General features: G+C 66.2%; 15 protein-coding genes. 6 read left to right on the top strand and 9 right to left on the bottom strand.

Annotated elements, in window-relative coordinates; translation table 11 throughout:
- Window positions 1–8: 8 nt before the first annotated feature.
- The 5 genes from JQ507_15070 to JQ507_15050 all read right to left on the bottom strand — a co-directional run bounded on the left by JQ507_15070 (window position 9) and on the right by JQ507_15050 (window position 10,849).
- Entirely contained in the window at window positions 9–1,493 is a 1,485-nt protein-coding gene (locus tag JQ507_15070; protein QRI72702.1) for an efflux transporter outer membrane subunit, read from the bottom strand.
- Window positions 1,494–4,775: an efflux RND transporter permease subunit gene (locus JQ507_15065; protein QRI72701.1), complete on the bottom strand. Its 3,282-nt coding sequence runs from the start codon at window positions 4,773–4,775 to the stop codon at window positions 1,494–1,496.
- A 3-nt stretch (window positions 4,776–4,778) separates the two neighbouring features.
- Window positions 4,779–7,886 (bottom strand): MdtB/MuxB family multidrug efflux RND transporter permease subunit, encoded by a 3,108-nt coding sequence (locus JQ507_15060; GenBank protein ID QRI72700.1) that lies wholly within the window; start codon window positions 7,884–7,886, stop codon window positions 4,779–4,781.
- Entirely contained in the window at window positions 7,883–9,223 is a 1,341-nt protein-coding gene (locus JQ507_15055) for an efflux RND transporter periplasmic adaptor subunit (GenBank protein ID QRI72699.1), read from the bottom strand. The genes JQ507_15060 and JQ507_15055 overlap by 4 nt, the downstream gene beginning before the upstream one ends.
- Before the next feature lie 180 nt (window positions 9,224–9,403).
- Window positions 9,404–10,849: a DASS family sodium-coupled anion symporter gene (locus JQ507_15050; GenBank protein QRI72698.1), complete on the bottom strand. Its 1,446-nt coding sequence runs from the start codon at window positions 10,847–10,849 to the stop codon at window positions 9,404–9,406.
- Window positions 10,850–11,082: 233 nt separating this feature from the next.
- Here JQ507_15050 and JQ507_15045 point away from each other — a divergent pair, with 233 nt between their 5' ends.
- Window positions 11,083–11,763, top strand: a complete 681-nt coding sequence (locus tag JQ507_15045; GenBank protein ID QRI72697.1) for a leucyl/phenylalanyl-tRNA--protein transferase — start codon at window positions 11,083–11,085, stop codon at window positions 11,761–11,763.
- Window positions 11,764–11,874: 111 nt separating this feature from the next.
- Here JQ507_15045 and JQ507_15040 read toward each other — a convergent pair whose 3' ends face one another.
- The gene (locus JQ507_15040; GenBank protein ID QRI72696.1) at window positions 11,875–12,888 is read right to left on the bottom strand and encodes a DUF2155 domain-containing protein; all 1,014 of its coding nucleotides are present in this window, start codon (window positions 12,886–12,888) and stop codon (window positions 11,875–11,877) included.
- A gap of 244 nt (window positions 12,889–13,132) precedes the next feature.
- On the opposite strand from JQ507_15040, the gene JQ507_15035 reads away from it, so the two are divergent.
- The 3 genes from JQ507_15035 (at window position 13,133) to nhaA (ending at window position 16,588) form a co-directional block, all read left to right on the top strand.
- Window positions 13,133–13,912 (top strand): SDR family oxidoreductase, encoded by a 780-nt coding sequence (locus tag JQ507_15035; GenBank protein ID QRI72695.1) that lies wholly within the window; start codon window positions 13,133–13,135, stop codon window positions 13,910–13,912.
- 37 nt (window positions 13,913–13,949) lie between these two features.
- On the top strand, window positions 13,950–14,891 hold the full coding sequence (locus tag JQ507_15030; protein ID QRI72694.1) for an alpha/beta hydrolase: 942 nt from the start codon (window positions 13,950–13,952) through the stop codon (window positions 14,889–14,891).
- Between the two features lie 275 nt (window positions 14,892–15,166).
- Window positions 15,167–16,588 (top strand): Na+/H+ antiporter NhaA, encoded by a 1,422-nt coding sequence (nhaA, locus tag JQ507_15025; protein QRI72693.1) that lies wholly within the window; start codon window positions 15,167–15,169, stop codon window positions 16,586–16,588.
- 24 nt (window positions 16,589–16,612) lie between these two features.
- Here the strand turns inward: nhaA and JQ507_15020 are convergent, their stop codons facing one another.
- Window positions 16,613–17,551, bottom strand: coding sequence for a GlxA family transcriptional regulator (locus JQ507_15020; protein QRI72692.1), 939 nt, complete (start codon window positions 17,549–17,551; stop codon window positions 16,613–16,615).
- A 145-nt stretch (window positions 17,552–17,696) separates the two neighbouring features.
- On the opposite strand from JQ507_15020, the gene JQ507_15015 reads away from it, so the two are divergent.
- Window positions 17,697–18,383 (top strand): DJ-1/PfpI family protein, encoded by a 687-nt coding sequence (locus JQ507_15015; GenBank protein QRI72691.1) that lies wholly within the window; start codon window positions 17,697–17,699, stop codon window positions 18,381–18,383.
- 373 nt (window positions 18,384–18,756) lie between these two features.
- On the opposite strand, the gene JQ507_15010 is transcribed toward JQ507_15015, so the two are convergent.
- Window positions 18,757–19,167, bottom strand: coding sequence for an NADH:ubiquinone oxidoreductase subunit NDUFA12 (locus tag JQ507_15010; protein ID QRI72690.1), 411 nt, complete (start codon window positions 19,165–19,167; stop codon window positions 18,757–18,759).
- A 268-nt stretch (window positions 19,168–19,435) separates the two neighbouring features.
- Here JQ507_15010 and JQ507_15005 point away from each other — a divergent pair, with 268 nt between their 5' ends.
- On the top strand, window positions 19,436–19,978 hold the full coding sequence (locus JQ507_15005) for a BA14K family protein (protein QRI72689.1): 543 nt from the start codon (window positions 19,436–19,438) through the stop codon (window positions 19,976–19,978).
- 51 nt (window positions 19,979–20,029) lie between these two features.
- Here the strand turns inward: JQ507_15005 and JQ507_15000 are convergent, their stop codons facing one another.
- The gene (locus JQ507_15000; protein QRI72688.1) at window positions 20,030–20,926 is read right to left on the bottom strand and encodes a DMT family transporter; all 897 of its coding nucleotides are present in this window, start codon (window positions 20,924–20,926) and stop codon (window positions 20,030–20,032) included.
- Between the last annotated feature and the right edge of the window lie 163 nt (window positions 20,927–21,089).

Below are 21,089 nucleotides of genomic sequence, written 5' to 3'. Positions count from 1 at the left end.
GACCGACCTCATGGCACTGCCGCCGCGAGTGTGCCGGCGGGCGTCCAGCCGCCGCCGAGCGCCTGGAACAAGCTGCTCGCCGCCAGCAGCTTGTTGAGCCTGACCGTGACCAGATTGTTCTCGGCCGTGAACAGCGTCTGCTGCGCCTGCAGCACCGTGATGAGGTTGACCGTGCCGCCGCGCAATTGCGTCTCGGCGACCTCGAACGCCTTGCGCGAGGCGGCGACGACGTCGGACTGCAGGCGCTCCTGCAACGTGTACTTCTGCAGCGCGATCAGCGCCTTCTCGACATCGGCGAAAGCCGACAGCACCGCCTTGCGATAGGCCTGCAGGTATTGCAGTTGCTGCCCCTTGGCGAGCTTGAACTGGCTCTCCAGCAGGAAGCCGTCGAACAGCGGCTGGGTCAGCCCGGCGGCCAGCGTGTAGTACCAGGCGCCGGGTGCGAACAGCGAGGCCAGCGCCGCACTCTGGAAGCCGGTGGTGCCGGTCAGCTGGATCTGCGGGAAGAACGCCGCGCGCGCCGCGTCGACACTGAAGTTGGAGGATGCGAGCTGCGCCTCGGCCTGACGGATGTCAGGCCGCTGGTAAAGCAATTCCGACGGCAGCCCGGGCGTCACCCGCGGTATGGCGATCTGCGTGGTGCTGCCGCCGCGCACCTTGAAATCGGCCGGTGCGCGCGCCACCAGCACGGCGAGCGCGGCGATGTTCTGCCCGACCGTCACCTCGAGCGGCGGGATCGCCGCGCGCTGCGTGGCGACCAGCGCCTCCTGCTGCGACAAGTCGAGCTGCGAGGCGGTGCCGCCGGCGAATTGCGACTTGATCAGCGCAAGAATTCGTTCGGCTGCTGCCAGATTGCGGCGGGTAACATTGATCTGGTCCTGTGCCGCCAGCACCTGGAAATAGGTATTGGCCACCGTCGCCATGGTGGTCAGCGCGACGACCTCGCGATTGTAGCGGGCGCTGGTTGCGCTCTCCTCCGACGCCGACAGCGTCGCGCGGTTCTTGCCCCAGAAATCGACGATGTAGCTCGCGCTCAGTCCGAGGCTGTACTGGGAGAAGGTGCTGCCCCCGCCGAGCGATGTAGTCGATCCCGTGGCCACCCGCTGGCGCTCGGCATTCGCCGATCCCGAGATCGACGGCAGCAGCGCGGCACCGGACACACCGGCCTGGGCGTCGGCCTGCACGATCTGGGCGATCGCCACCGCGATATCGAGATTGTATTGCTGCGCGGATTCCATCAGCCCGGTCAGCTCCGCCGAGCGGAAGCCGCGCCACCAGGCGAGCGCCGGAACGGCGGCGTCGGCATCGCCCTTGGCGGCCGCGCGATAGCTCGCCGGCACTTCGAGGCTGAGTTCGGGCTTCTCCACCCCGGGGATGCACCCGGACAGAGCAAGGCCCAGACCGAGACTGAGGCCGCCGAACGCCGCCCCCCGCAAAAACCGGACCGGCTTCCGCAATGTTTGAAGACTATGCAACGCTGTACCTGTCGGCATTTACTCGCCCGGTTGAAGTGAGGAGCCCGGCCGCAATGCGGCACCCTGGCGGACGCGCTGAACCCACAGGCGGAACCGGTCGAGATAGAGATAGATGACCGGCGTCGTGTAGAGCGTCAGAACCTGGCTCAGGATCAGGCCGCCGACGATGGCGATACCGAGTGGCTGCCGCAGCTCGCCGCCGTCACCCATGCCGATCGCCAGCGGCACGGCACCGAGCAGCGCGGCCATCGTCGTCATCATGATCGGGCGGAAGCGCAACAGGCTGGCCTCCCTGATCGCCTCGAGCGGCTCCAGCCCGCGTCCGCGTTCCGCCTCTAGCGCAAAGTCGATCATCATGATGGCGTTCTTCTTCACAATGCCGATCAGCAGGATGACGCCGATCAGCGCCATGATACTGAACTCGGTCTTGAATGCCATCAGCGCAAGCAAGGCGCCCACACCTGCCGAGGGCAATGTGGACAAGATGGTCAGCGGATGGACGTAACTCTCATAGAGCACGCCGAGCACGATGTAGATCGTGATGATCGCGGCCAGGATCAGGAACGGCTGGTTGTTGAGAGAATCCTGGAACGCCTTGGCGGAGCCCTGGAACGTACCCCGGATCGTGGCCGGGACGCCGATCCGGTTCATCGTCGCCTCGATGCTGGCGACCGCGGTGCTCAGCGAGACGTTCGGCGGCAGGTTGAACGAGATGGTGTTGGCGACCAGCAGGCCCTGGTGATTGACTGCCAGCGGCGTGGCGCCCTGCTTGAAGGCAGCGACCGCCGACAGCGGGATCATGGTCTCGCTGCTGGTCGAGACCGCCGATCCGGTCGAGGCCGCGCCCTTCCCGGTCGAGCCGATCGAGTTGGTGGCCTGGTTGCGCGCGGCCTGCGCGTTGGCCGAACTGGCCGCGCCCGAGTTTCCCGGCGCCACGACGGTGCCGGCCACTGCGTTGGTCGATTGCGATCCGCCGACCGATGCGCCCGAGGTGCTGATATAGACGTCCTTCAGCGTTTCCGGATTCTGCCAGTAGCGCGGCGCCACCTCCATGACGACGTGGTACTGGTTGCGCGCGACATAGATCGTCGACACCTGGCGCTGGCCGAAGGCGTCGTAGAGGGTGTTGTCGATCTGGCTGACCGTGATGCCGAGCCGCGCTGCGGCGTCGCGGTCGATCACGAGGTCGGACTCGAGGCCCTTGTTCTGCTGGTCGCTGTTGACGTCGGCAAGGTTCGGATCGCGCTGCATGGCCGCCGCGATCTTCGGCGTCCAGTCATTGAGCTCCTCCAGCGTCGAGCCCTGCAACGTGTACTGATACTGCGCGTTGGACTGCCGGCCGCCGACACGGATATCCTGCACCGCTTGCAGGAACAGGGTCGCACCGGGCACCGCCGACATCTGGCGGCGCAGCCGCGCGATCACCCCGTCGGCACCGAGCTTGCGCTGGTCGAGCGGCCGCAGCGACACGAACACGAACCCGGAATTGGTCTGCCCGCCGCCGGTGAAGCCGACCACGGTCTCGACCGCCGGGTCGCGCTTGATGATGTCGACGAACTGCGCGAGCTTCTGCTGCATCAGCTGGAACGACACGCTCTGGTCGGCCTGGATCGAGCCGACCAGCCGCCCGGTGTCCTGCTGCGGAAAGAAGCCCTTCGGGATCACGACGTACAGATAGCCCGTCAGTCCGATCGTGACGAAGAAGATCAGCACGACGCTCAGCGGATGTTCGAGCGCGCCGGTCAGCGTCCGCCGGTAGAAGCCCAGCATCGCATCGAAGAAGCGCTCGCTGAGCTGATAGAGCCTGCCGTGACCACCGGTATCCGGCCGCAGCAGCACGGCGCACATCATCGGCGTCGTCGCCAGCGAGACCGCGAGCGAGATCAGGATCGAGATCGAAATGGTCACGGCGAATTCGCGGAACAGGCGGCCGATGATGCCCGACATCATCAGGATCGGGATGAACACCGCGATCAGCGAGATGCTCATCGACAGCACGGTGAAGCCGACCTCGTTGGCGCCCTTCAGCGCCGCCTCGAGCGGGCTCATGCCGTCCTCGATGTAGCGGGTGACGTTCTCCAGCACCACGATGGCGTCGTCGACCACGAACCCGGTCGCAACCGTCAGCGCCATCAGTGACAGATTGTCGAGGCTGTAACCGAACAGGTACATCGCACCGAAGGTGGCGACCAGCGACACCGAGACCGCGACCACCGGGATGAAGGTGGCGCGTGCGCTGCGCAGGAACGCGAACACCACGAACACCACCAGCAGCACCGCGAGGATCAGGGTGCGCTCGACATCCCTGAGCGAGGTGCGGATCGTGGTCGAGCGGTCCACCGCAAGGCCGATATCGATCGCCGGCGACACCGAGGCCTGCAGCTGCGGCATCAATGCCTTCACGAGGTCGACGGTCGAGATGATGTTGGCATTGGGCTGGCGATAGAGGATGACCAGCACGGCCGGTTTGCCATCGGCAAGCCCGGCGTTGCGCAGGTTCTCGACGCCGTCGGCCACCTCACCGACGTCGGAGAGATGGACCGGCGCGCCGTTGCGGTAGGCCACGATCAACGACCGGTAGTCGTCGGCCTTGTTGGCCTGGTCGTTGGCGTAGACCTGGTAGCGCTGGTCGCCGACGTCGATGCCGCCCTTGGGGCTGTGGGCGTTGGCGTTGGACAGCGCCGCGCGCACGTCCTCCAGGCCGATGCCGTATTTGTAGAGCGCCTGCGGGATCAGATCGACGCGGACGGCGGGCAGCGAGCTGCCGCCCACCACGACCTGGCCGATGCCCTCGACCTGCGACAGCTTCTGCGACAGCACCGTGGACGCCGCATCGTAAAGATCGCCGCGGGTCAGCGTATCCGACGTCAGCGTCAGGATCAGGATCGGCGCGTCGGCCGGATTGACCTTGCGGTAGGTCGGATTGCTGCGCAGGCTGGTCGGCAGATCGGCCCGCGCCGCGTTGATCGCGGCCTGCACGTCGCGCGCCGCGCCGTCAATGTCACGGTTGAGGTTGAACTGCAGCGTGATCCGTGCCTGCCCGACGGAGCTCGACGACGTCATCTCGCTGACGTCGGCGATCTGACCGAGATGCCGCTCCAGCGGGCTTGCCACCGTGGTGGCGACGTCCTCCGGACTGGCGCCGGGCAGCGTCGCTTGCACCGAGATGGTCGGGAAATCGACCGCCGGCAGCGGCGACACCGGCAGCTTGAAGAACGCGACGATGCCGGCTGCCGCAAGTCCGAAAGTCAACAGCGTGGTTGCGACCGGCCGGCGGATGAATGGCGTCGACGGACCCATGACTCAACGCGACCCGCTCGCCTCGCCGACCTCGTCTGCCCGCCCGGCAAACCGCAGCGCCAGGCGATCGAACCACAGATAGATTACCGGCGTCGTGAACAGCGTCAGCAGCTGGCTCACCAAGAGGCCGCCGACGATCGAGATGCCGAGCGGATGCCGCAGCTCCGAGCCAGCGCCGCTGCCGATCATCAGCGGCAGCGCGCCGAGCACAGCCGCCATCGTCGTCATGATGATCGGCCGGAACCGGAGCAGGCAGGCCTGGTAGATCGCCTCGCGCGGCGGCTTGCCCGCGTTGCGCTCGGCATCGAGCGCGAAGTCGATCATCATGATCGCGTTCTTCTTCACGATGCCGATCAGGAGGATGATGCCGATGATCGCGATGATGGTGAGATCCTGCCCGGCCATCATCAGCGCCAGCAGCGCGCCGATGCCGGCCGAGGGCAGCGTCGAGAGGATGGTGAGCGGATGGATGAAGCTCTCATATAGCACGCCGAGCACGATATAGACCGTGATGATCGCGGCCAGGATCAGGAACAGCTGGTTGGAGAGCGAGGACTGGAACGCCAGCGCCGCACCCTGGAAGCTCGTGACCATGCCGAGCGGCTGGTTGATGTCGGCCTGGGCCTGCTTGATCGCGGTCACTGCGCCGCCGAGCGAGGCGCCAGGGGCAAGGTTGAACGACACGGTCGCCGACGGGAACTGGCCGAGATGCGAGACCTGCAGCGGCGCGGTCTCCACCCGCATCTTGGCCATCACCGACAGCGGCACCGGCGTCGAGCCAACCGATGACGGCAGATAGATCGATGACAGCGAATCCAGCGAGTTCCGCAACGACGGATCGGCTTCGAGGATGACGCGGTACTGGTTGGAATTGGTGAAGACCGTGGAGACGATGCGCTGGCCGTAGGAATCGTAAAGCGCATTGTCGATCGTTGCCGGCGTGATGCCGAACCGCGCGGCTTGGTCGCGGTCGATGTCGACGAACACCGACAGCCCTTGGGCAGAGATATCGCTGGTGACGTCGCTGAGCTCGGGCAATTCGCGGAGCTTGTCGACCAGCTTCGGCGTCCATTCCGCGAGTTCGTTCGGATCGGCGTCCTGCAGGATGAACTGGTATTGCGTCCGGCTCACCGTGCCTTCGATCGTGAGGTCCTGCACCGGCTGCATGTAGAGCGTGATGCCGGTCAGATCAGCCGTGCTGGCCTTGATCCGGTCCATCACCGTCGCAACGCCGGCCTTGCGCTGCTCATGCGGCTTCAGATTGATCAGGATGCGGCCGCTGTTCAGCGTGGTGTTGGTGCCGTCGACGCCGATGAACGACGACAGGCTCTCGACATCGGGATCCCTGAGGATCGCGCTGGCGAGCCGTTGCTGCCGCTCGGCCATCGCCGCATAGGACACCGATTGCGGCGCCTCGGAGATCGCCTGGATCACGCCGGTGTCCTGCACCGGAAAGAAGCCCTTGGGGATGACGACGTAGAGCAGCGCCGTCAGGCCGAAGGTGGCGAGCGCGATCAGCAGCACGAAGGTCTGGCGATCGAGCACCCAGTTGAGCATCCGCGCGTAGATCGCGATGACATGGTCAAAACCTTCCCGGCTGAGCCGCTGGAAGGTGTTTTCGCGCGACATGGCCTCCGGCTTCAGCAGCTTGGCGCAGGCCATCGGGACCAGCGTCAGCGACACCACGGCGGAGATCAGGATCGTGACCGACAGCGTGATGGCGAATTCGCGGAACAGGCGGCCGACGACGTCGCCCATGAACAGCAGCGGGATCAGCACCGCGATCAGCGACACCGTCAGCGAGATGATGGTGAAGCCGATCTGCTCGGAGCCGCGGAGCGCCGCCTCGAGTGGAGACTCGCCCTCTTCGATGTATCGCGAGATGTTTTCGATCACGACGATGGCGTCGTCGACCACGAAGCCGGTGGCGATGGTCAGCGCCATCAGCGACAAATTGTTCAGGCTGAAGCCGAACAGATACATCGCCCCAAGCGTGCCGACCAGCGACAGCGGCACCGACAGGCTCGGGATCAGCGTGGCGCGGGTCGAGCGCAGGAACACGAAGATGACAAGCACGACCAGGATTACCGCGAGCGACAGCTCGTATTCGACGTCGCGGACCGAGGCGCGGATCGTGACGGTCCGGTCGGTCAGGATGTTCAGGTCGATCGCCGCCGGCAGCGTGGCCTGCAATTGCGGCAGCAGGTCCTTGATGCCCTGCACCACCGAGATCACGTTGGCGCCGGGCTGGCGCTGGATATTGAGGATGATTGCCGGCGTCTCGTTCATCCAGGCGCCGAGCTTGTCGTTCTGCGCGCCGTCGACGACGTTGCCGACGTCGCTGAGGCGGACCGGCGAACCGTTTTTGTAGGCGACGATCAGCGAGCGGTAGTCGCTGGCATTGCGGATCTGGTCGTTGGCATTGATGGTGTATGCGCGCATCGCGCCGTCGAAATTGCCCTTCGGCGTGTTGACGTTGGCGTTGCCCAGCGTGGTGCGGAGGTCGTCGATGTTGAGGCCATAGGCCGCGAGCTTGCGGATGTCGGCCTGGATGCGTACCGCGGGCCGCTGGCCGCCGCTGATGCTGACGAGGCCGACGCCGGGCAGCTGCGAGATCTTCTGAGCCAGCCTTGTGTCGACGAAATCCTGCACCTGCGTCAGCGGCATCGTCTTCGAGGTCAGGCCGAGGGTGAGGATCGGCGCGTCAGCCGGATTGACCTTGGCGTAGATCGGCGGTGCCGGCAGGTCCGACGGCAAGAGATTGCCCGCGGCATTGATCGCGGCCTGCACCTCCTGCTCGGCGACGTCGAGCGAAATCGACAGGCCGAATTGCAGCGTGATGACCGACGAGCCGGCCGAACTCACCGAACTCATCTGATTCAGATTCGGCATCTGGCCGAACTGCACCTCGAGCGGCGCCGTCACCGACGACGTCATCACGTCGGGGCTGGCGCCGGGATAGAAGGTCTGCACCTGGATGGTCGGATAGTCGACCTCCGGCAGTGCCGCGACCGGCAGGAATCTGAACGCCAGCATGCCCGACAGCATGATGGCGATCATCATCAGGGTCGTCGCCACCGGCCGCAGGATGAATGGCCGCGACGGGTTCATTTGGTCTGCCCGTCCTCGGACCGCTTGTGCTGGCCGCCTCCCGCCTTGTCGGGATCGGCGCCGGCCTTGCTATCTCCCTTGCTATCTCCCTTGGCGGCTCCATTGGCCGCGCCACTCGCCGTCCCCTTGGCCGTACCGGCCGGGTTTGCGGCGTCAGTGGCGGAGCGCACGACGACCTTGGCGCCCTCGCGCAGCTTGTCGGCGCCGTCGATCACGATGCGATCGCCGGGCACGAGGCCCGACAGCACCTCGACACGGTCGCCGTCGGTGACGCCGAGCTTGACGGGGCGCACCGAGACGGTGCTGTCGGCGTTGACGAGATAGACGAAGGTGCCGGGAACGCCGCGCTGGATGCCGGCGGTCGACATCGTCGTGGCATCCTTGTGGGTGTCGAGCAGCAGGCGGATGTTGACGAACTGGTTCGGGTACAGCGTGCGCCCCTCGTTCTCGAACTGGGCGCGCAGCTTGATCGTGCCGGTGGTCGGGTCGATCTGGCTGTCGAAGGTCTGCAGCGATCCGTCGGCGAGCTTGTTGGCGCCGCTGCGATCATAGGCCGCCGTCGGCATCACGGCGCCCTCCTTCAGTCGCTTCTTGACGGCCTGCAGATTGTCCTCCGGCAGCGTGAACAGCACACTGATCGGCTCGAGCTGCGTGATCACGACGAGGCCGTTGGTGTCGCCCGGCGTCACATAGTTGCCGAGGTCGACCTGGCGCAGCCCGACCCGCCCGTTGATCGGCGACACGATATGACAATACGCGAGATTCACCTCGGCCGACTTCACCGCGGCGCGGTCGGCCTCCACCGTGCCCTGATACTGCGCGACCAGCGCGACCTGGGTATCGAGCGTCTGATGCGGCACGGCGTTCTGGGTGGCGAGGTTCTGGTAGCGGGTAAGATCGACCTGGGCGCCCTTCAGCTGCGCTTCGTCGCGCGCAAGCGTGCCCTTGGCCTGCGCCAGCGTCGCCTCATAGGTCCGCGAATCGATCTCGGCGATCGGGTCGCCCTTCTTGACCTCGTCGCCCTCCTTGAAACTGATCTTCATCAGGTAGCCGCTGATCTGGCTCCTGATCGTCACGGTGGCGAGGGATGTCACGGTCCCGAGGGCGTTGAGGCTGACGCCGATATCGCCCTTGCCGATGGTCTCCGGCACGATCGACATTGGCCCGGCATTGCGCCCGCCACCGGCCTGAGGCGGAGCCGCCTGCTGCCGCGTCCACCAGACGATGCCGGCAAGCACCGCCAGCACCAAACATCCGGTCAGAAACCCCGGCCAACGCGACGCTCGCCTGACAGGTCCAGGGGCGACGATCGACGGGTCTTTGATATGCTGGTCCATAAACTTGCCCACGAAGAAACACGAACGAGCTCGCGCGGCTCTATGTGTCCCCTGAAATCCGCGCGCGCCACATTCGAGGAAGCATTTTGAACGCTTCCCTCTGACAAAGCGCGTTAAGAATCGGAAAGGATGGCCCCTCCTTCCCGGTCGAGCGCTGTTTCACGCTGGATTGTGGCTATTTTACCCGATCGATTGTAACCAGGGCAACACGATCAGCAACAATCCGGCAAAGTAGATCAGGCCGAAGATCAGCCCGAACTTCCAGAAGTCGCCTTTGCCGATATAGCCGCTGCCGTAATACATCGGCGCCGGTCCCGTGGCATAGGGCGAGATCACGCCCATCAGCCCGAGCGAATAGACGCACAGCAGCGTCAGGGTCTGCACCGACAGGCCGGGAATGCTGGAGCCGACCGCCAGCACCACCGGCAGCACGGCTGCGGCATGCGAGGTGATGCTCGAGAAGAAATAGTGGATCCAGAAGAAGAACGTGACGAGCAGGATCATGCCGACCAGCGGCGAGGTGCCGGCGAGCGGCTTGGCATAGCCTTCGGCGACCCATTTGATGAAGCCGATCTCGTTCAGCCCCGACGACAGCGTGAGCAGCGAGGTGAAATAGAAAAATACCTCCCAGGCGCCCTTCTCCGCGACGATGTCCTCGAACGCGATCACGCCTGACAGCAGCATCAGCGAAATCACGACGAACACCACCGTGGTCGCGTTGATGAAATTCGAACCGAGCAGCGGCACGCTTATATTGGGATTGGAGCCGCAGATCCACAGGAACATCGCGAGCACCACCAGCACCGCCATGATCCATTCGTGCCGCGACGGCGGCCCCATCTTGGCGAGCTCGCCCTCGCTCCAGGTCACGATCTCCGGGCTCTCTTTGATCTCGGGCCGGCAGACCACGTAGCTGAGCAGCGGCACCAGCAGCAGCAACAGGATGCCGAGCGGCGCGAAGCCGATGAACCATTGCGACCAGCCGACCTCGATGTTGACGAGCTTCTTGGCGATCGAGAGCGCGGCGGCATTCGGCGCCAGCGCGGTCAAAAACAGCGAGCTGGTCACGGCCGTGGTCGCGAACGCGGTCCACATCACGAAGGTGCCGATCTTGCCCGCGGTCGGACCCGGCTCGGAGCCGTAGATGCGCGGGATGTTGCTGACGATCGGATAGATCGTGCCGCCCGAGCGCGCGGTGTTGGACGGCGTTGCCGGCGCCAGCACCAGATCGGAGAACGCCACCGCATAGCCGAGCCCGATGGTGCGGCGGCCGAGCCCGCGCACCAAGAGCAGCGCCAGCCGTCGGCCGAGCCCGCTCTTGCGGTAGCCGATCGAGAACACGAAGGCGCCGACGATCAGCCACACCGTGCTCTCGGAAAAGCCGCTCAGCATCCAGCGCAGCGACTTGTTCGGATCGGGCTCGACATAGCCGCCGACGCCGGCAACGGTCAGGCCGATCAGGCCCACCGCGCCGACCGGCATCGATTCGAGGATCAGCCCGGTGATGACGGCGGCGAACACCGCGAAATAGTGCCACTGATTGGCGTTCAGCCCTGATGGCACCGGGACCAGATAGATCACCAGCCAGACCAGCAATGGCGCAAACGTCCGCCATGACGATTTCATGCAGCGTCCCCCTCACCCGTGTCGATTGTCGGCGCGCAAGCCGCCAAGTCCCCGCTATGTCCCGGACGGCAGCGCCCTCTTTTCGTGGCAATGTAGCATGGCCGCGCAGTCGGTCTCGGGAAACTGCGGCGGAATGGCGCGGCTTGTGGAGGAACCGGCGCGCTTCGTCAACACGTCGCGACCCCGTAGCAGCCCCCATCGCAAGACCGCCCGCGCTTTGCTATCTTCGCGGCATGACGTCACGCGACTCCGCCTCCTCCGAAATCACGCCCGAGGTGCTGCTGCGCGCCTATGCCTGCGGAATCTTCCCGATGGCGGAGAGCGCCGACGATCCGACCCTGTTCTGGGTCGAGCCGGAACTGCGCGGCGTGATTCCGTTCGACGGCTTTCGCGTCGCCTCCCGCCTGGCGCGCACGGTGCGCTCCGATGCCTTCACCGTCACCGTCGATACCGCGTTCAAGGCGGTGATCGCCGGCTGCGCGGCGCCGCAGCCCGGCCGCGACGACACCTGGATCAACAAGCGCATCCGGGATCTCTATCTCGGGCTGTTCACGTCAGGCCATTGCCACAGCGTCGAGGTCTGGCAGGACGACAATCTGGTCGGCGGGCTCTATGGCGTCAGCCTCGGCCGCGCCTTCTTCGGCGAGAGCATGTTTCACACCGTGCGCGACGCATCGAAGGTCGCGCTGGTGCATCTGGTGGCCCGATTGATCGCCGGCGGGTTCGAACTGCTCGACACCCAATATGTCACCGAGCATCTCAAAACATTCGGCGCGGTCGAGATCTCGCGCCGCCGCTATCGCGCGCTGCTCGACAAGGCGATCGCTGGCGCGCCGGCGGAATTCCTCAAGCTCGACGCCACGCAACCGGTCAAGGGTGCCGACGCGCTGGCGATCATCGCCGCGCGCAATTGAATTCAGACGATGACGTAGCGCGGATGCAGCGAAGCGCAATCCGGGACCGCACGATCCGCTCAGAAAGAACCCGGATTTCGCTGACGCTCCATCCGGGCTACGTGATGCCAGTTAGTTTCCGAACAAGCCGCCGAACAGCCCGCCCGGCCGCTGCTGCTGGGGCGGCGGAGGTGGCGGCTGCTGCTGATATTGCGGCAGCGGCTGCGGCGGCGGACGCGGCGCGGCCTGCTTCGGCGGCGCGCGCTTCTGGGCCGGCGGTGGCGGCGGGGTCGGCGCCTTCGGCGGATCCGGCGCGGCGGTCACGATGGTCTGGTCCGGCCCTTTGCAGTCGGTCAGCCAGATGTCGTAGATCGGATGCTCGACGCCATGCAGGCCGGGGCTCGCCGCGAACATCCAGCCGGAGAAGATACGCTTCACCTCGCCCTGCAAGGTGATCTCGTCGACCTCGACAAAGGCGTCGGTGTTGGCGGCTTCGGTCGATGGACGGGTGTAGCAGGCATCGGTCTTCACCCGCAGCGCGCCGAACTGCACGGTCTCGCCGATATCCTCGTCGAAATTGATGATGCGTCCGGTGATCTTGTCGAGGCCGGAGAAACTCGCCTTCTTGTTGGTGATCTTGGTCGAAGGCGGCTCCTGCACCACCTCGTCACCCGGCTGCAACGCGGCCGGCGTCTGCGGCGCGGTGCCCTGTGGCGCGCCCTGAGGCGCAGCTTGCGGCGCGCCCTTGGGACGCTGCCCCGGCGGCAGCGGGTTGGCACCGGGCGGCGTGTTGGCGACGGCAGGGCCGCCGGGCTGCGGCGGCTGCACGGCGACGCCGGGCGGAGCCACCGTGGAACCGGGCGGCGGCGCCAAGGGCTGCGACTGCACGCTGCCGGGCGGCGGCACCGCCTGCCCCGGCGGCAACGCCCGCGGCTGTGTCGGCAGCAGGCGGCCGCGCGGCAATTCCGGCACTTCCTCGTCGTCGTCGCTGGGCGGCGCCACCTGGCCACGCGGGATCGAGCCGGGCGGACGCGGTGCGGGATCGGAGAAAATCGTTCCAATCTGCGCACGCGCGGGCGGCGCAAGCGAGATGGTTGAGGCGGCAACCAAGGCCGCAAAGCCAGTCAGGGCAACGGTTCGAAGCATCTCGCGCGGCTTTAGAGGGCGAATCGGGCTCGCGACAGTCTACCTTGATATCGGCCGCTCGCAGGGCACCGGTTAACACGCCGAATACGGCGGGGAAAGGGCGCCAGGACCCCTCCGGTGCCCTTCCCCAGCCCTCTGGTCTCTCCCGGGAACACGTGTGATAGTCCTCACGCTGAAGCCGCGCGACCCCGCGTGAAAACCAGGAAAATCCGGATCGAACCGGACCAGCCAGAGGAAACCCAACATGCCCGATCGCATCAGGCTCGACGGCCGGGTCGCCGTCGTCACCGGGGCTGCCGGCGTCATCGGAACCGCCACGCTCCACCTGCTCGCCGAACGCGGCGCACGGATTGTCGCAGTCGACCGCAAAGGCGCCGATCTCGCGGCCGCCATCAAGAATCTCCCCGCCTCGGCCGAGGCCTACGCGATCGAAGCCGACGTCACCGATGAGGACGAGGTCAAGGACTATGTCCGCGCCGCCGTGGACCGCTTCGGCACCGTCGACGCGTTCTATAACAACGCCGGCATCGAGGGCGACGTCAGGCCGATCCCTGAGTATTCGCTGGAGAGCTTCCGCCGCGTGCTCGATGTCAATGTCGTCGGCGTCTTCCTCGGCATGAAGCACGTGCTGCCCGTCATGCTGAAGCAGAACAAGGGCAGCATCATCAACACCGCCTCGATCGCGGGTCTTATGGGATCGCCGATGATCGCGGTCTACAGCGCGAGCAAGCATGCGGTGATCGGGCTGACCAAGAGCGCGGCGTGGGAATGCACCGGCACCGGCGTGCGCGTCAATTGCGTCTGCCCCGGCATGATCGAGAGCCGCATGCTGAGCACCATCCTGCAGGGCCGCTCCGGCGGCAACGCGCCGCCGCCGGTCGAGAAGATCGTCGACCGCATCCCGGCGCGCCGGCTCGGGCTTGCCAGCGAGGTCGCCTCCATCGTCGCGTTCCTTGCCTCCGACGAGGCGAGCTACGTCTCCGGCTCCGCCTACACCGTCGACGGCGGCCGCACCGCCGCCTGACATTTCAGTTCAACATCAGAACAAGGTTTTGTCGTCCATGCCCGTCATTCTCGATCCCGATGCCGCCGCCGTCTACAAGGCGTTCCAGGAGGCAGGCCGTCCCGCCTACGAGACACTGACCGCGCCGGAAGCACGCGAATATTATCGCGCCGCCCGAATCGTCTCCAATCCCGAGCCGCCCGCGCTTGAATCGACCAAGGCGCTGGCGATCCCGGCGCCGCACGGCACGATCCCGGCCCGCATCTACACCCCGAAGACGCTGCGCAAGATCAACGGGCTCGCGCCCTGCCTGGTGTTCTTCCACGGCGGCGGCTGGGTGATCGGCGATCTTGATACCCATGAGGTGGTCTGCCAGAAGCTCGCCCATGAAGGCGAGCTGATCGTGATCTCGGTCGACTATCGCCTCGCGCCCGAACACCGCTTCCCTGCCGCGGTGGACGACGCCGTCACCGCAACGAGATGGGTCGCCGCCAACGCCGGAGATCTCGGCATCGACGCCGCGCGCCTGACCGTCGGCGGCGACAGCGCCGGCGGCAATCTTGCGGCGGTGGTTGCGCTGACCGCCCGCGACGGCGGACCGAAGCTCGCGGCCCAGCTCTTGGTCTATCCCGCGACCGATTTCTCGCGGCAGCATCCCTCGCACCGCGAGCCCGAGACCAGCATCCTGCTGACGCATTCGGTGATCGGCTGGTTCGGCAACCATTATCTCGGCGATGCCGACAGCAGCGACTGGCGCGCCTCGCCCGCGCGCGCGAAAGACTTTGCCGGCCTGCCCCCGGCCTATGTGCTGACCGCCGGCGCCGATCCGTTGCGCGACGAAGGCGACGAGTATGCGAAATTCCTCAAGGACGCCGGCGTGCCGGTGACCTACCGGCATTTCTCCGGCCAGTTCCACGGCTTCTTCACCATGGGCAAGCTGCTCAATCAGGCCAATGTCGCGGTGACCGAGATCAGCGCGTGGCTGAAGTCGCTGGGCTGACGTTCCTTCTCGATCGAAATCGCCAACCGGAGCTCAACAAGAATGGCGCGTTTCGGTTCAAGGTGAGCCGGGCGAAGCGCCAGTGGGTTCCGATTGAAGACCGCCGGACCTGCGCTATTTTGACGCCTGGACGCGGCTCGCCACCAGGCCGTTGTCGGGCCCGAACAGGGTTGCCTTGCTCCTGTTGCCGTGCGAAACCGCGCACGGGTGTTGTCTGCATGGAGCAGTGACAGGTTGAGCGATGGTCGGGCCACCACGCGGGAAGCGTATGCCCGATGAATGAACGATCGCCCACCGAAGACCTGCCCTCGCCCCAACTGCTTGCCGAGCGAGCTTTCGCCACACTCCAGCGCTTCCTGCACGTCGAGGCCGTCAGCGGCTGCGTGCTGTTGATGGCTGCCGTGGCGGCGTTGGTCTGGGCCAATTCCCCCCTTGCCGACAGCTACCACGCCCTTTGGCATCAACCGGTCTCGATCCAGGTCGGCCCGTTTGTCTTCTCCAGGCCGCTGCACTTCTGGATCAACGACGCCCTGATGACGGTCTTCTTTCTCGTCGTCGGCATGGAGATCCGGCGAGAAGCCCATGAAGGGGCGCTGAGCAGGTTCGACCAAGCAGCTTTGCCCGTGATTGCCGCGGCCGGCGGCGTCATCGCACCCGCCTTGATCTATCTGAGCTTGAATACCGATGCGGTGCGCGGCCAGGGCTGGGCCGTCCCTACGGCGACTGACATCGCGTTTGCCGTCGGCGTGCTGGTGCTGCTCGGACGGTCGATCCCGGTCAATCTGCGCGTGTTCCTGCTGGCGCTGGCGATCGTGGACGACGTCATCGCGGTGCTGATCATCGCCTTCTTCTATTCCGGCGGCCTCGGATTGGCCGGGCTGCTTGTCGCCGGCTTCGGCATCCTGATGGTGCTGGCGATGCAGCGGATCGGGATCGGCTCGGCGCTCGGCTATGTCGTGCCCGGCGCGATCGTCTGGGCTGGGCTGTTGATGAGCGGAGCACATCCGACCCTCGCCGGCATCGCGCTCGGCCTGATGACCCCGGTGCGCTCGATGCCGCTCCGGGAACATCCGTTGCAGATGCTGGCGCGCATCGCCAAGGAGCTGCAAGGCAGCGACGCGCTGCGAAGCAAGGATACGCACCACCTGGCGTCACCGCGGCGACAGCTTCGCCTCGCGGAACGCGAGATGCTGCCGCCCGTGGTGCGCGTGCAGACTGCACTGCATCCCTGGGTCTCCTACGGCATCATGCCGCTGTTCGCATTGGCCAACGCCGGTGTCAGCCTGACTGGAATTGATCTCTCGGCCGGCGCTCAATCCGTCATGCTGGGTGTCGGCTTTGCACTCGTCGTGGGAAAGCCCGTCGGCGTGATTGGTACGACCTGGCTTGCGGTCCGGCTCGGCTGGTGTCGGCTGGCCCCCAGCGTTTCCTGGGGCGGCGTCTGCCTGGTCGGCCTGCTGGCCGGCATCGGCTTCACCATGTCCATCTTTATCGCGATGCTGGCGTTCGCGGACGAGACGCTGTTGAACGCAGCAAAATTGGGAGTGCTGCTTGGTTCGCTCGTCTCCGCGATGCTCGGACTCAGCTGGGGCGCGATCTATGTTCGGCGCCGCCGCAACATGTTGCGCGCGGGTCGCGGAGACCGAGCGGCACGTACGCCGCGGACACCGCATCGCGACCGCTCGCCCGCCGGCTGACGCGTATCGCAGGCATTGCGTCGTTCAGCCCGCGCGTGACGCACGGCGCAGCGATTGCGGCGGCTGGCCGAAGGCGCGGATGAAGGCGCGGCGCATCCGCTCGGGATCGCGGAAGCCGGTGATCTCGGCGACGCGCTCGATAGCCTCGCCCGACGACTGCACGCGCTGCCGCGCGACTTCTATTCTGAGCCGCTCCACCGCCTTCGACGGCGTGGTGCCGGTCTCGGCGATGAAGGCGCGGGTGAAATGCCGCGAGCTCATCCCGGCCTTGTCGGCGAGGTCCTCGACGGTCAGCGGCGCGTCGAGATTTTCCCGCGCCCAGGCCAGCAGCGGCCCGAACCTTCCGTTCGGCGTCTTCAATTCCAAGAGCGAGGAGAATTGCGACTGGCCGCCGCTGCGCCGGTGATACAGCACGAGCTGACGCGCGGTGTTCTGCGCGACCTCGTCGCCATAGTCCTCGGTGATCATGGCGAGCGCGAGATCGATGCCGGCGGTGATACCGGCCGAGCTCCAGATATTGCCGTCGCGGACGAAGATCTGGTCCGGCTCGAGCTTAATCTTCGGATAGGTCTTCACGAAATGCGGCGTGCGCTGCCAATGCGTGGTGGCGCGGCGGCCGTCGAGCAGGCCCGCCTCGGCCAGCACATAGGCGCCTGAGCAGACGCTGGCGACGCGGACGCCGCGGCTCGCCATCCGCCGCACGAACGACAGCGTGGTCGGACAGCTCGCCGGCGTACGCACGCCGTTGCCGCCCGCGATGATCAACGTCGTGATCGCTGCCGACGGCTTGAGGCCGCGTGCCAGCATCTCGACACCCGACGACGAGCGCACGGGCCCGGCCTTCACGGCAATCGTCTTGATGGCGGGAGGATTGTTGGCGAAGCGCGCCGCGATCTCGAACGCCGCGATCGGGCCGGCCGCGTCGAGCAGCTGGAAGTCGGGAAAGATCAGGATGCCGATCATCGCCAAATCCTCGGAGCCGGGGCCACGTTTCAAATGATCTTGAGCGTGTGGTAGCGCATGTCCGAAATTGAGGGAATTACGCCATTTTGGACGCGAGGCCATCATGACATTCTGGTTCCGTCAAGCGCAATTTTGGAGACCTCCGATGTCCGCCCCCCTGCAGATTGGATTGCTCGTCTTCCCCAAGGTGACCCAGCTCGACCTGACCGGTCCGCTGCAGGTGTTCTCCTCGGTCCCCGGCGCGAAGGTGCATCTGATCTGGAAACGGATCGAACCGGTTCCGACCGATTCCGTGATGGTCCTGACGCCGACCACGACCTTTGCCGATTGTCCGCAGCTCGACGTGATCTGCGTGCCCGGCGGGGCCGGCACCGACGACATGGTCGGCGACGACGAGATGCTCGGCTTCCTGCGCCAGCAGGCCGCGGGTGCGAAATACGTCACGTCCGTCTGCACGGGATCGCTGGTGCTCGGCGCCGCCGGCCTGCTCAAGGGTTACCGCGCCACCACGCATTGGAGTGCGATCGATTTTCTTGCAGGCTTCGGCGCCATTCCGACCAGGACGCGGGTCTGCGTCGACCGCAACCGCTTCACCGGCGGCGGCGTCACCGCCGGCATCGATTTCGCGCTGACGCTGGTGTCCGAACTCGTCGATCGCAAGACCGCGGAAGCGATCCAGCTCCGGCTCGAATACAATCCGGCGCCGCCGTTCAATGCCGGCTCGCCCGACACCGCACCGGCCGAGATCCTCGCCCTGATGAAGGAGCGGATGGGACCGGCACATGCGCGCCGCGGCGAATTGATGGGCCGCGCGGCGGCGCGGCTGTCGTGACCTGATCGCCACAAAGAAAAAGGCCGCCCGGTTTCCCGAGCGGCCCTTCCTGTCTCACGGCAGCCTCACATTTGCGGGCGATTTCAGGACATCTGTACCGGGGGCCTATCTCCCGGCCGCGTCCAACTCGGAGGCCGCTGCTCATCGGGACAGTCGCGATCTGGAGCCCGATCCGACGCGATGGTTTCCCATCTCCGTAAGATGGCTTCATTGAGCCGCGAAGCTGCGCACGGCGCAAGTGGACGGCATCGGCGACGGCCGATCTGTCCCCGCTGTCACCGTTGTCCACAGCCGCGCACCTGCGCTGCAACGTCCACGCGTGCGCTGCACGCGCGCAATTGCGCACGTGCACGGGGTCAGCAATGCGTGAAGGTCAGCTTCCCGGGGTCCAGGCGTGGTAGTCGCCAGTTGCCTTCGGGCGGCGGCCGCTTGCCAGCGTCGAGCCGGACGGACGGTAAGCCTGGGCAGTGCCGGTCAGGTTCGGCAGATGCGGCTTTTCCCACTCCCGGGCGACGTACTTCTCGTCGGTCGGGGGCACGTCGACCGTGTGGTGCAGCCAGCCGTGCCAGCCAGCCGGGATCCGGGACGCCTCGGCATAGCCGTTATAGACCACCCAGCGGCGCTCGAAATGCAGCGTCGGGTCGATCTCGCCGCCCTTGGTGCGGTAGTATCGGTTGCCCTGCTCGTCCTCGCCGACCAGCTCGCCGTATCGCGAGGTCCACAATTGCGTGCCAAAGGTCTGGCCATTCCACCAGGTGAAGAATTTCAGCAGGAATTGTTTCATGCGCGGCCGGTCATCGGTTCGAGGCAGTCCGGCTCTGATGCCACCTGAATCCGCAAATGTCCAGCCACCGCCAAGGTAGCCCGGCACTCCCGGAATCGCCCCCAATGATGGGCCGGTTTGGCGACCAAATGACGCGGTCACGGAGAGTTTTGTTCACCTGCCGTACATGCGCCTCCGGTCAAACAAAGATGACGGATAATCAATGTCGCGCGCTGGAACGTCCAACCGCAGAAATGGTTAGACATTGTCCGTTTTGATGGAGTCCAACATGATCAATATGAAGGTTCTGAGCACTGCCGCGGCGCTGGCGCTTGCGCTGCCGCTGGCCGTGGCGCCGACCGTTTCGTTCGCCCAGTCCGCCGCGCAGATGGGCGCGATGGGCGGTGGCGGTGGAGCCCGTGGTGGTGGCGGCGGCGGTGGCGGTGGCCACATCGGCGGCGGAGGTGGCGGTGGCTGGCGCGGCGGTGGCGGCGGCGGCCAATGGGCCGGTGGTGGCGGCGGTGGCTGGCGCGGCGGCGGCGGTGGTTGGCACGGTGGCTACCATCGTGGCGGCGGCTTCTGGCCGGGCGCGGTGGCGGGTGCAGTCGTCGGCGGCGCCCTCGCCTCGGGCGCCTATTACGGCTCCGGCTATTACGGCTACGGCCCGGGCTATTATGACGACAGCTACGGCTATTACGACGACAGCGCGCCTGTCGCCGTCGAAGCCGCCCCGGGTGGCGACGCGAGCTACTGCGCGCAGCGCTACAGGTCCTACGATCCGGCCTCGGGCACCTATCTCGGCTTTGACGGCCTGCGGCACCCCTGCCCGTAGTGGCGGCTCGAATCCCCGGCTAGCGAAGGGCGGCGGCAACGCCGCCCTTTTTCATGTCCGCAATGCCACCGCGACGGCCGCGAACGTCACCAGCAGCGCCGTGATGTCGCTCGCGCCGAGCGGTTCGTGCAGCATGGCCGCTGCCGCCAGCACGCCGACAACCGGTACCAGCAGCGTGCCGATGGACGCGGTCGCCGCCGGCAGGCGCGCGAGCGCGGCGAACCAGCAGACATAGCAAAGGCAGAACTGGATCAGCGTCATGTAGATCATCGACGCCCAGCCGAGTTGCGACAACGCAGCAAGCTGCGGCTGCTCGATCAGCACACCTGCGATCGCGATCGGCACGCAGCCGATCGCAAGCTGCCAGGCTGCGAGCGACAGCGGCGGCATCGCGAGCTTGAAGGACTTGGTCAGCACCGTGCCGAGCCCGACGCAAAGCGCGCCTGCGAGCGCGAACAGAATGCCCGGCAATTTGCCGAGGCTGGCGTCGATCCCGCCGCCGCCGATCAGCACGGCGATCCCGGCAAGCGCCACCCCAAGCGCGAGCGCCCGCGGCAGCGACACGCGCTCGCCGAGCACCGGCCAGGCCACCAGCGCGACCCACACCGGGATCGAGATGCCGAGCACGGCCGCCTCGCTGGCCCGCAGCCAGATCAGAGCGAGACCCATCGACGCGACCCAGCCACCGATCGAGAGCGTCGACACCAGGGCAAGCCGCAACCACATGCCGTCGGGAACGCACAGCCGCTGTCCGCGCGCGACCGCCACCAGAGCGAGCCCGGCCGCGCCGACCACGCCGCACAGCCCGCGCGACGACAGCGGCGGCCACTCCGTGAGCAGGAATTTCATGATCGGGAAATTGAGGCCCCAGCCGGTCGAGGCGACGACCAGGAATGCGAGGCCGAGCGGTGACAGCGGGGCGCGGCCGGCGACGGGAACTGAGGTCATGGACCTGTCGTAATGTGGGCGGACAAATACAAGTGATGGGATCAGGGCTAGCTGGAAATCTGCTTGTCAGCAAACAGCATATGCATTCTATGATACAGACTTTCCGTCCAGGTTCCGCCTTAATCGGCGGACGGGCCAAGCGAGTCGCGGGCACGCGAGGCCG

It is taken from the genome of Bradyrhizobium sp. PSBB068 (genome assembly GCA_016839165.1).
Classification (GTDB): Bacteria; Pseudomonadota; Alphaproteobacteria; order Rhizobiales; family Xanthobacteraceae; genus Bradyrhizobium.
Note: the sequence above shows the minus strand (reverse complement) of the source record. Positions and strands in the feature narration are given on the sequence as shown.

Coding starts and splice junctions, on each gene's coding strand:
- JQ507_15070 (QRI72702.1), bottom strand. CDS start 1,493: ATGCCGACAGGTACAGCGTTGCATAGTCTTCAAACATTGCGGAAGCCG.
- JQ507_15065 (QRI72701.1), bottom strand. CDS start 4,775: ATGGGTCCGTCGACGCCATTCATCCGCCGGCCGGTCGCAACCACGCTG.
- JQ507_15060 (QRI72700.1), bottom strand. CDS start 7,886: ATGAACCCGTCGCGGCCATTCATCCTGCGGCCGGTGGCGACGACCCTG.
- JQ507_15055 (QRI72699.1), bottom strand. CDS start 9,223: ATGGACCAGCATATCAAAGACCCGTCGATCGTCGCCCCTGGACCTGTC.
- JQ507_15050 (QRI72698.1), bottom strand. CDS start 10,849: ATGAAATCGTCATGGCGGACGTTTGCGCCATTGCTGGTCTGGCTGGTG.
- JQ507_15045 (QRI72697.1), top strand. CDS start 11,083: ATGACGTCACGCGACTCCGCCTCCTCCGAAATCACGCCCGAGGTGCTG.
- JQ507_15040 (QRI72696.1), bottom strand. CDS start 12,888: ATGCTTCGAACCGTTGCCCTGACTGGCTTTGCGGCCTTGGTTGCCGCC.
- JQ507_15035 (QRI72695.1), top strand. CDS start 13,133: ATGCCCGATCGCATCAGGCTCGACGGCCGGGTCGCCGTCGTCACCGGG.
- JQ507_15030 (QRI72694.1), top strand. CDS start 13,950: ATGCCCGTCATTCTCGATCCCGATGCCGCCGCCGTCTACAAGGCGTTC.
- nhaA (QRI72693.1), top strand. CDS start 15,167: ATGAATGAACGATCGCCCACCGAAGACCTGCCCTCGCCCCAACTGCTT.
- JQ507_15020 (QRI72692.1), bottom strand. CDS start 17,551: ATGATCGGCATCCTGATCTTTCCCGACTTCCAGCTGCTCGACGCGGCC.
- JQ507_15015 (QRI72691.1), top strand. CDS start 17,697: ATGTCCGCCCCCCTGCAGATTGGATTGCTCGTCTTCCCCAAGGTGACC.
- JQ507_15010 (QRI72690.1), bottom strand. CDS start 19,167: ATGAAACAATTCCTGCTGAAATTCTTCACCTGGTGGAATGGCCAGACC.
- JQ507_15005 (QRI72689.1), top strand. CDS start 19,436: ATGATCAATATGAAGGTTCTGAGCACTGCCGCGGCGCTGGCGCTTGCG.
- JQ507_15000 (QRI72688.1), bottom strand. CDS start 20,926: ATGACCTCAGTTCCCGTCGCCGGCCGCGCCCCGCTGTCACCGCTCGGC.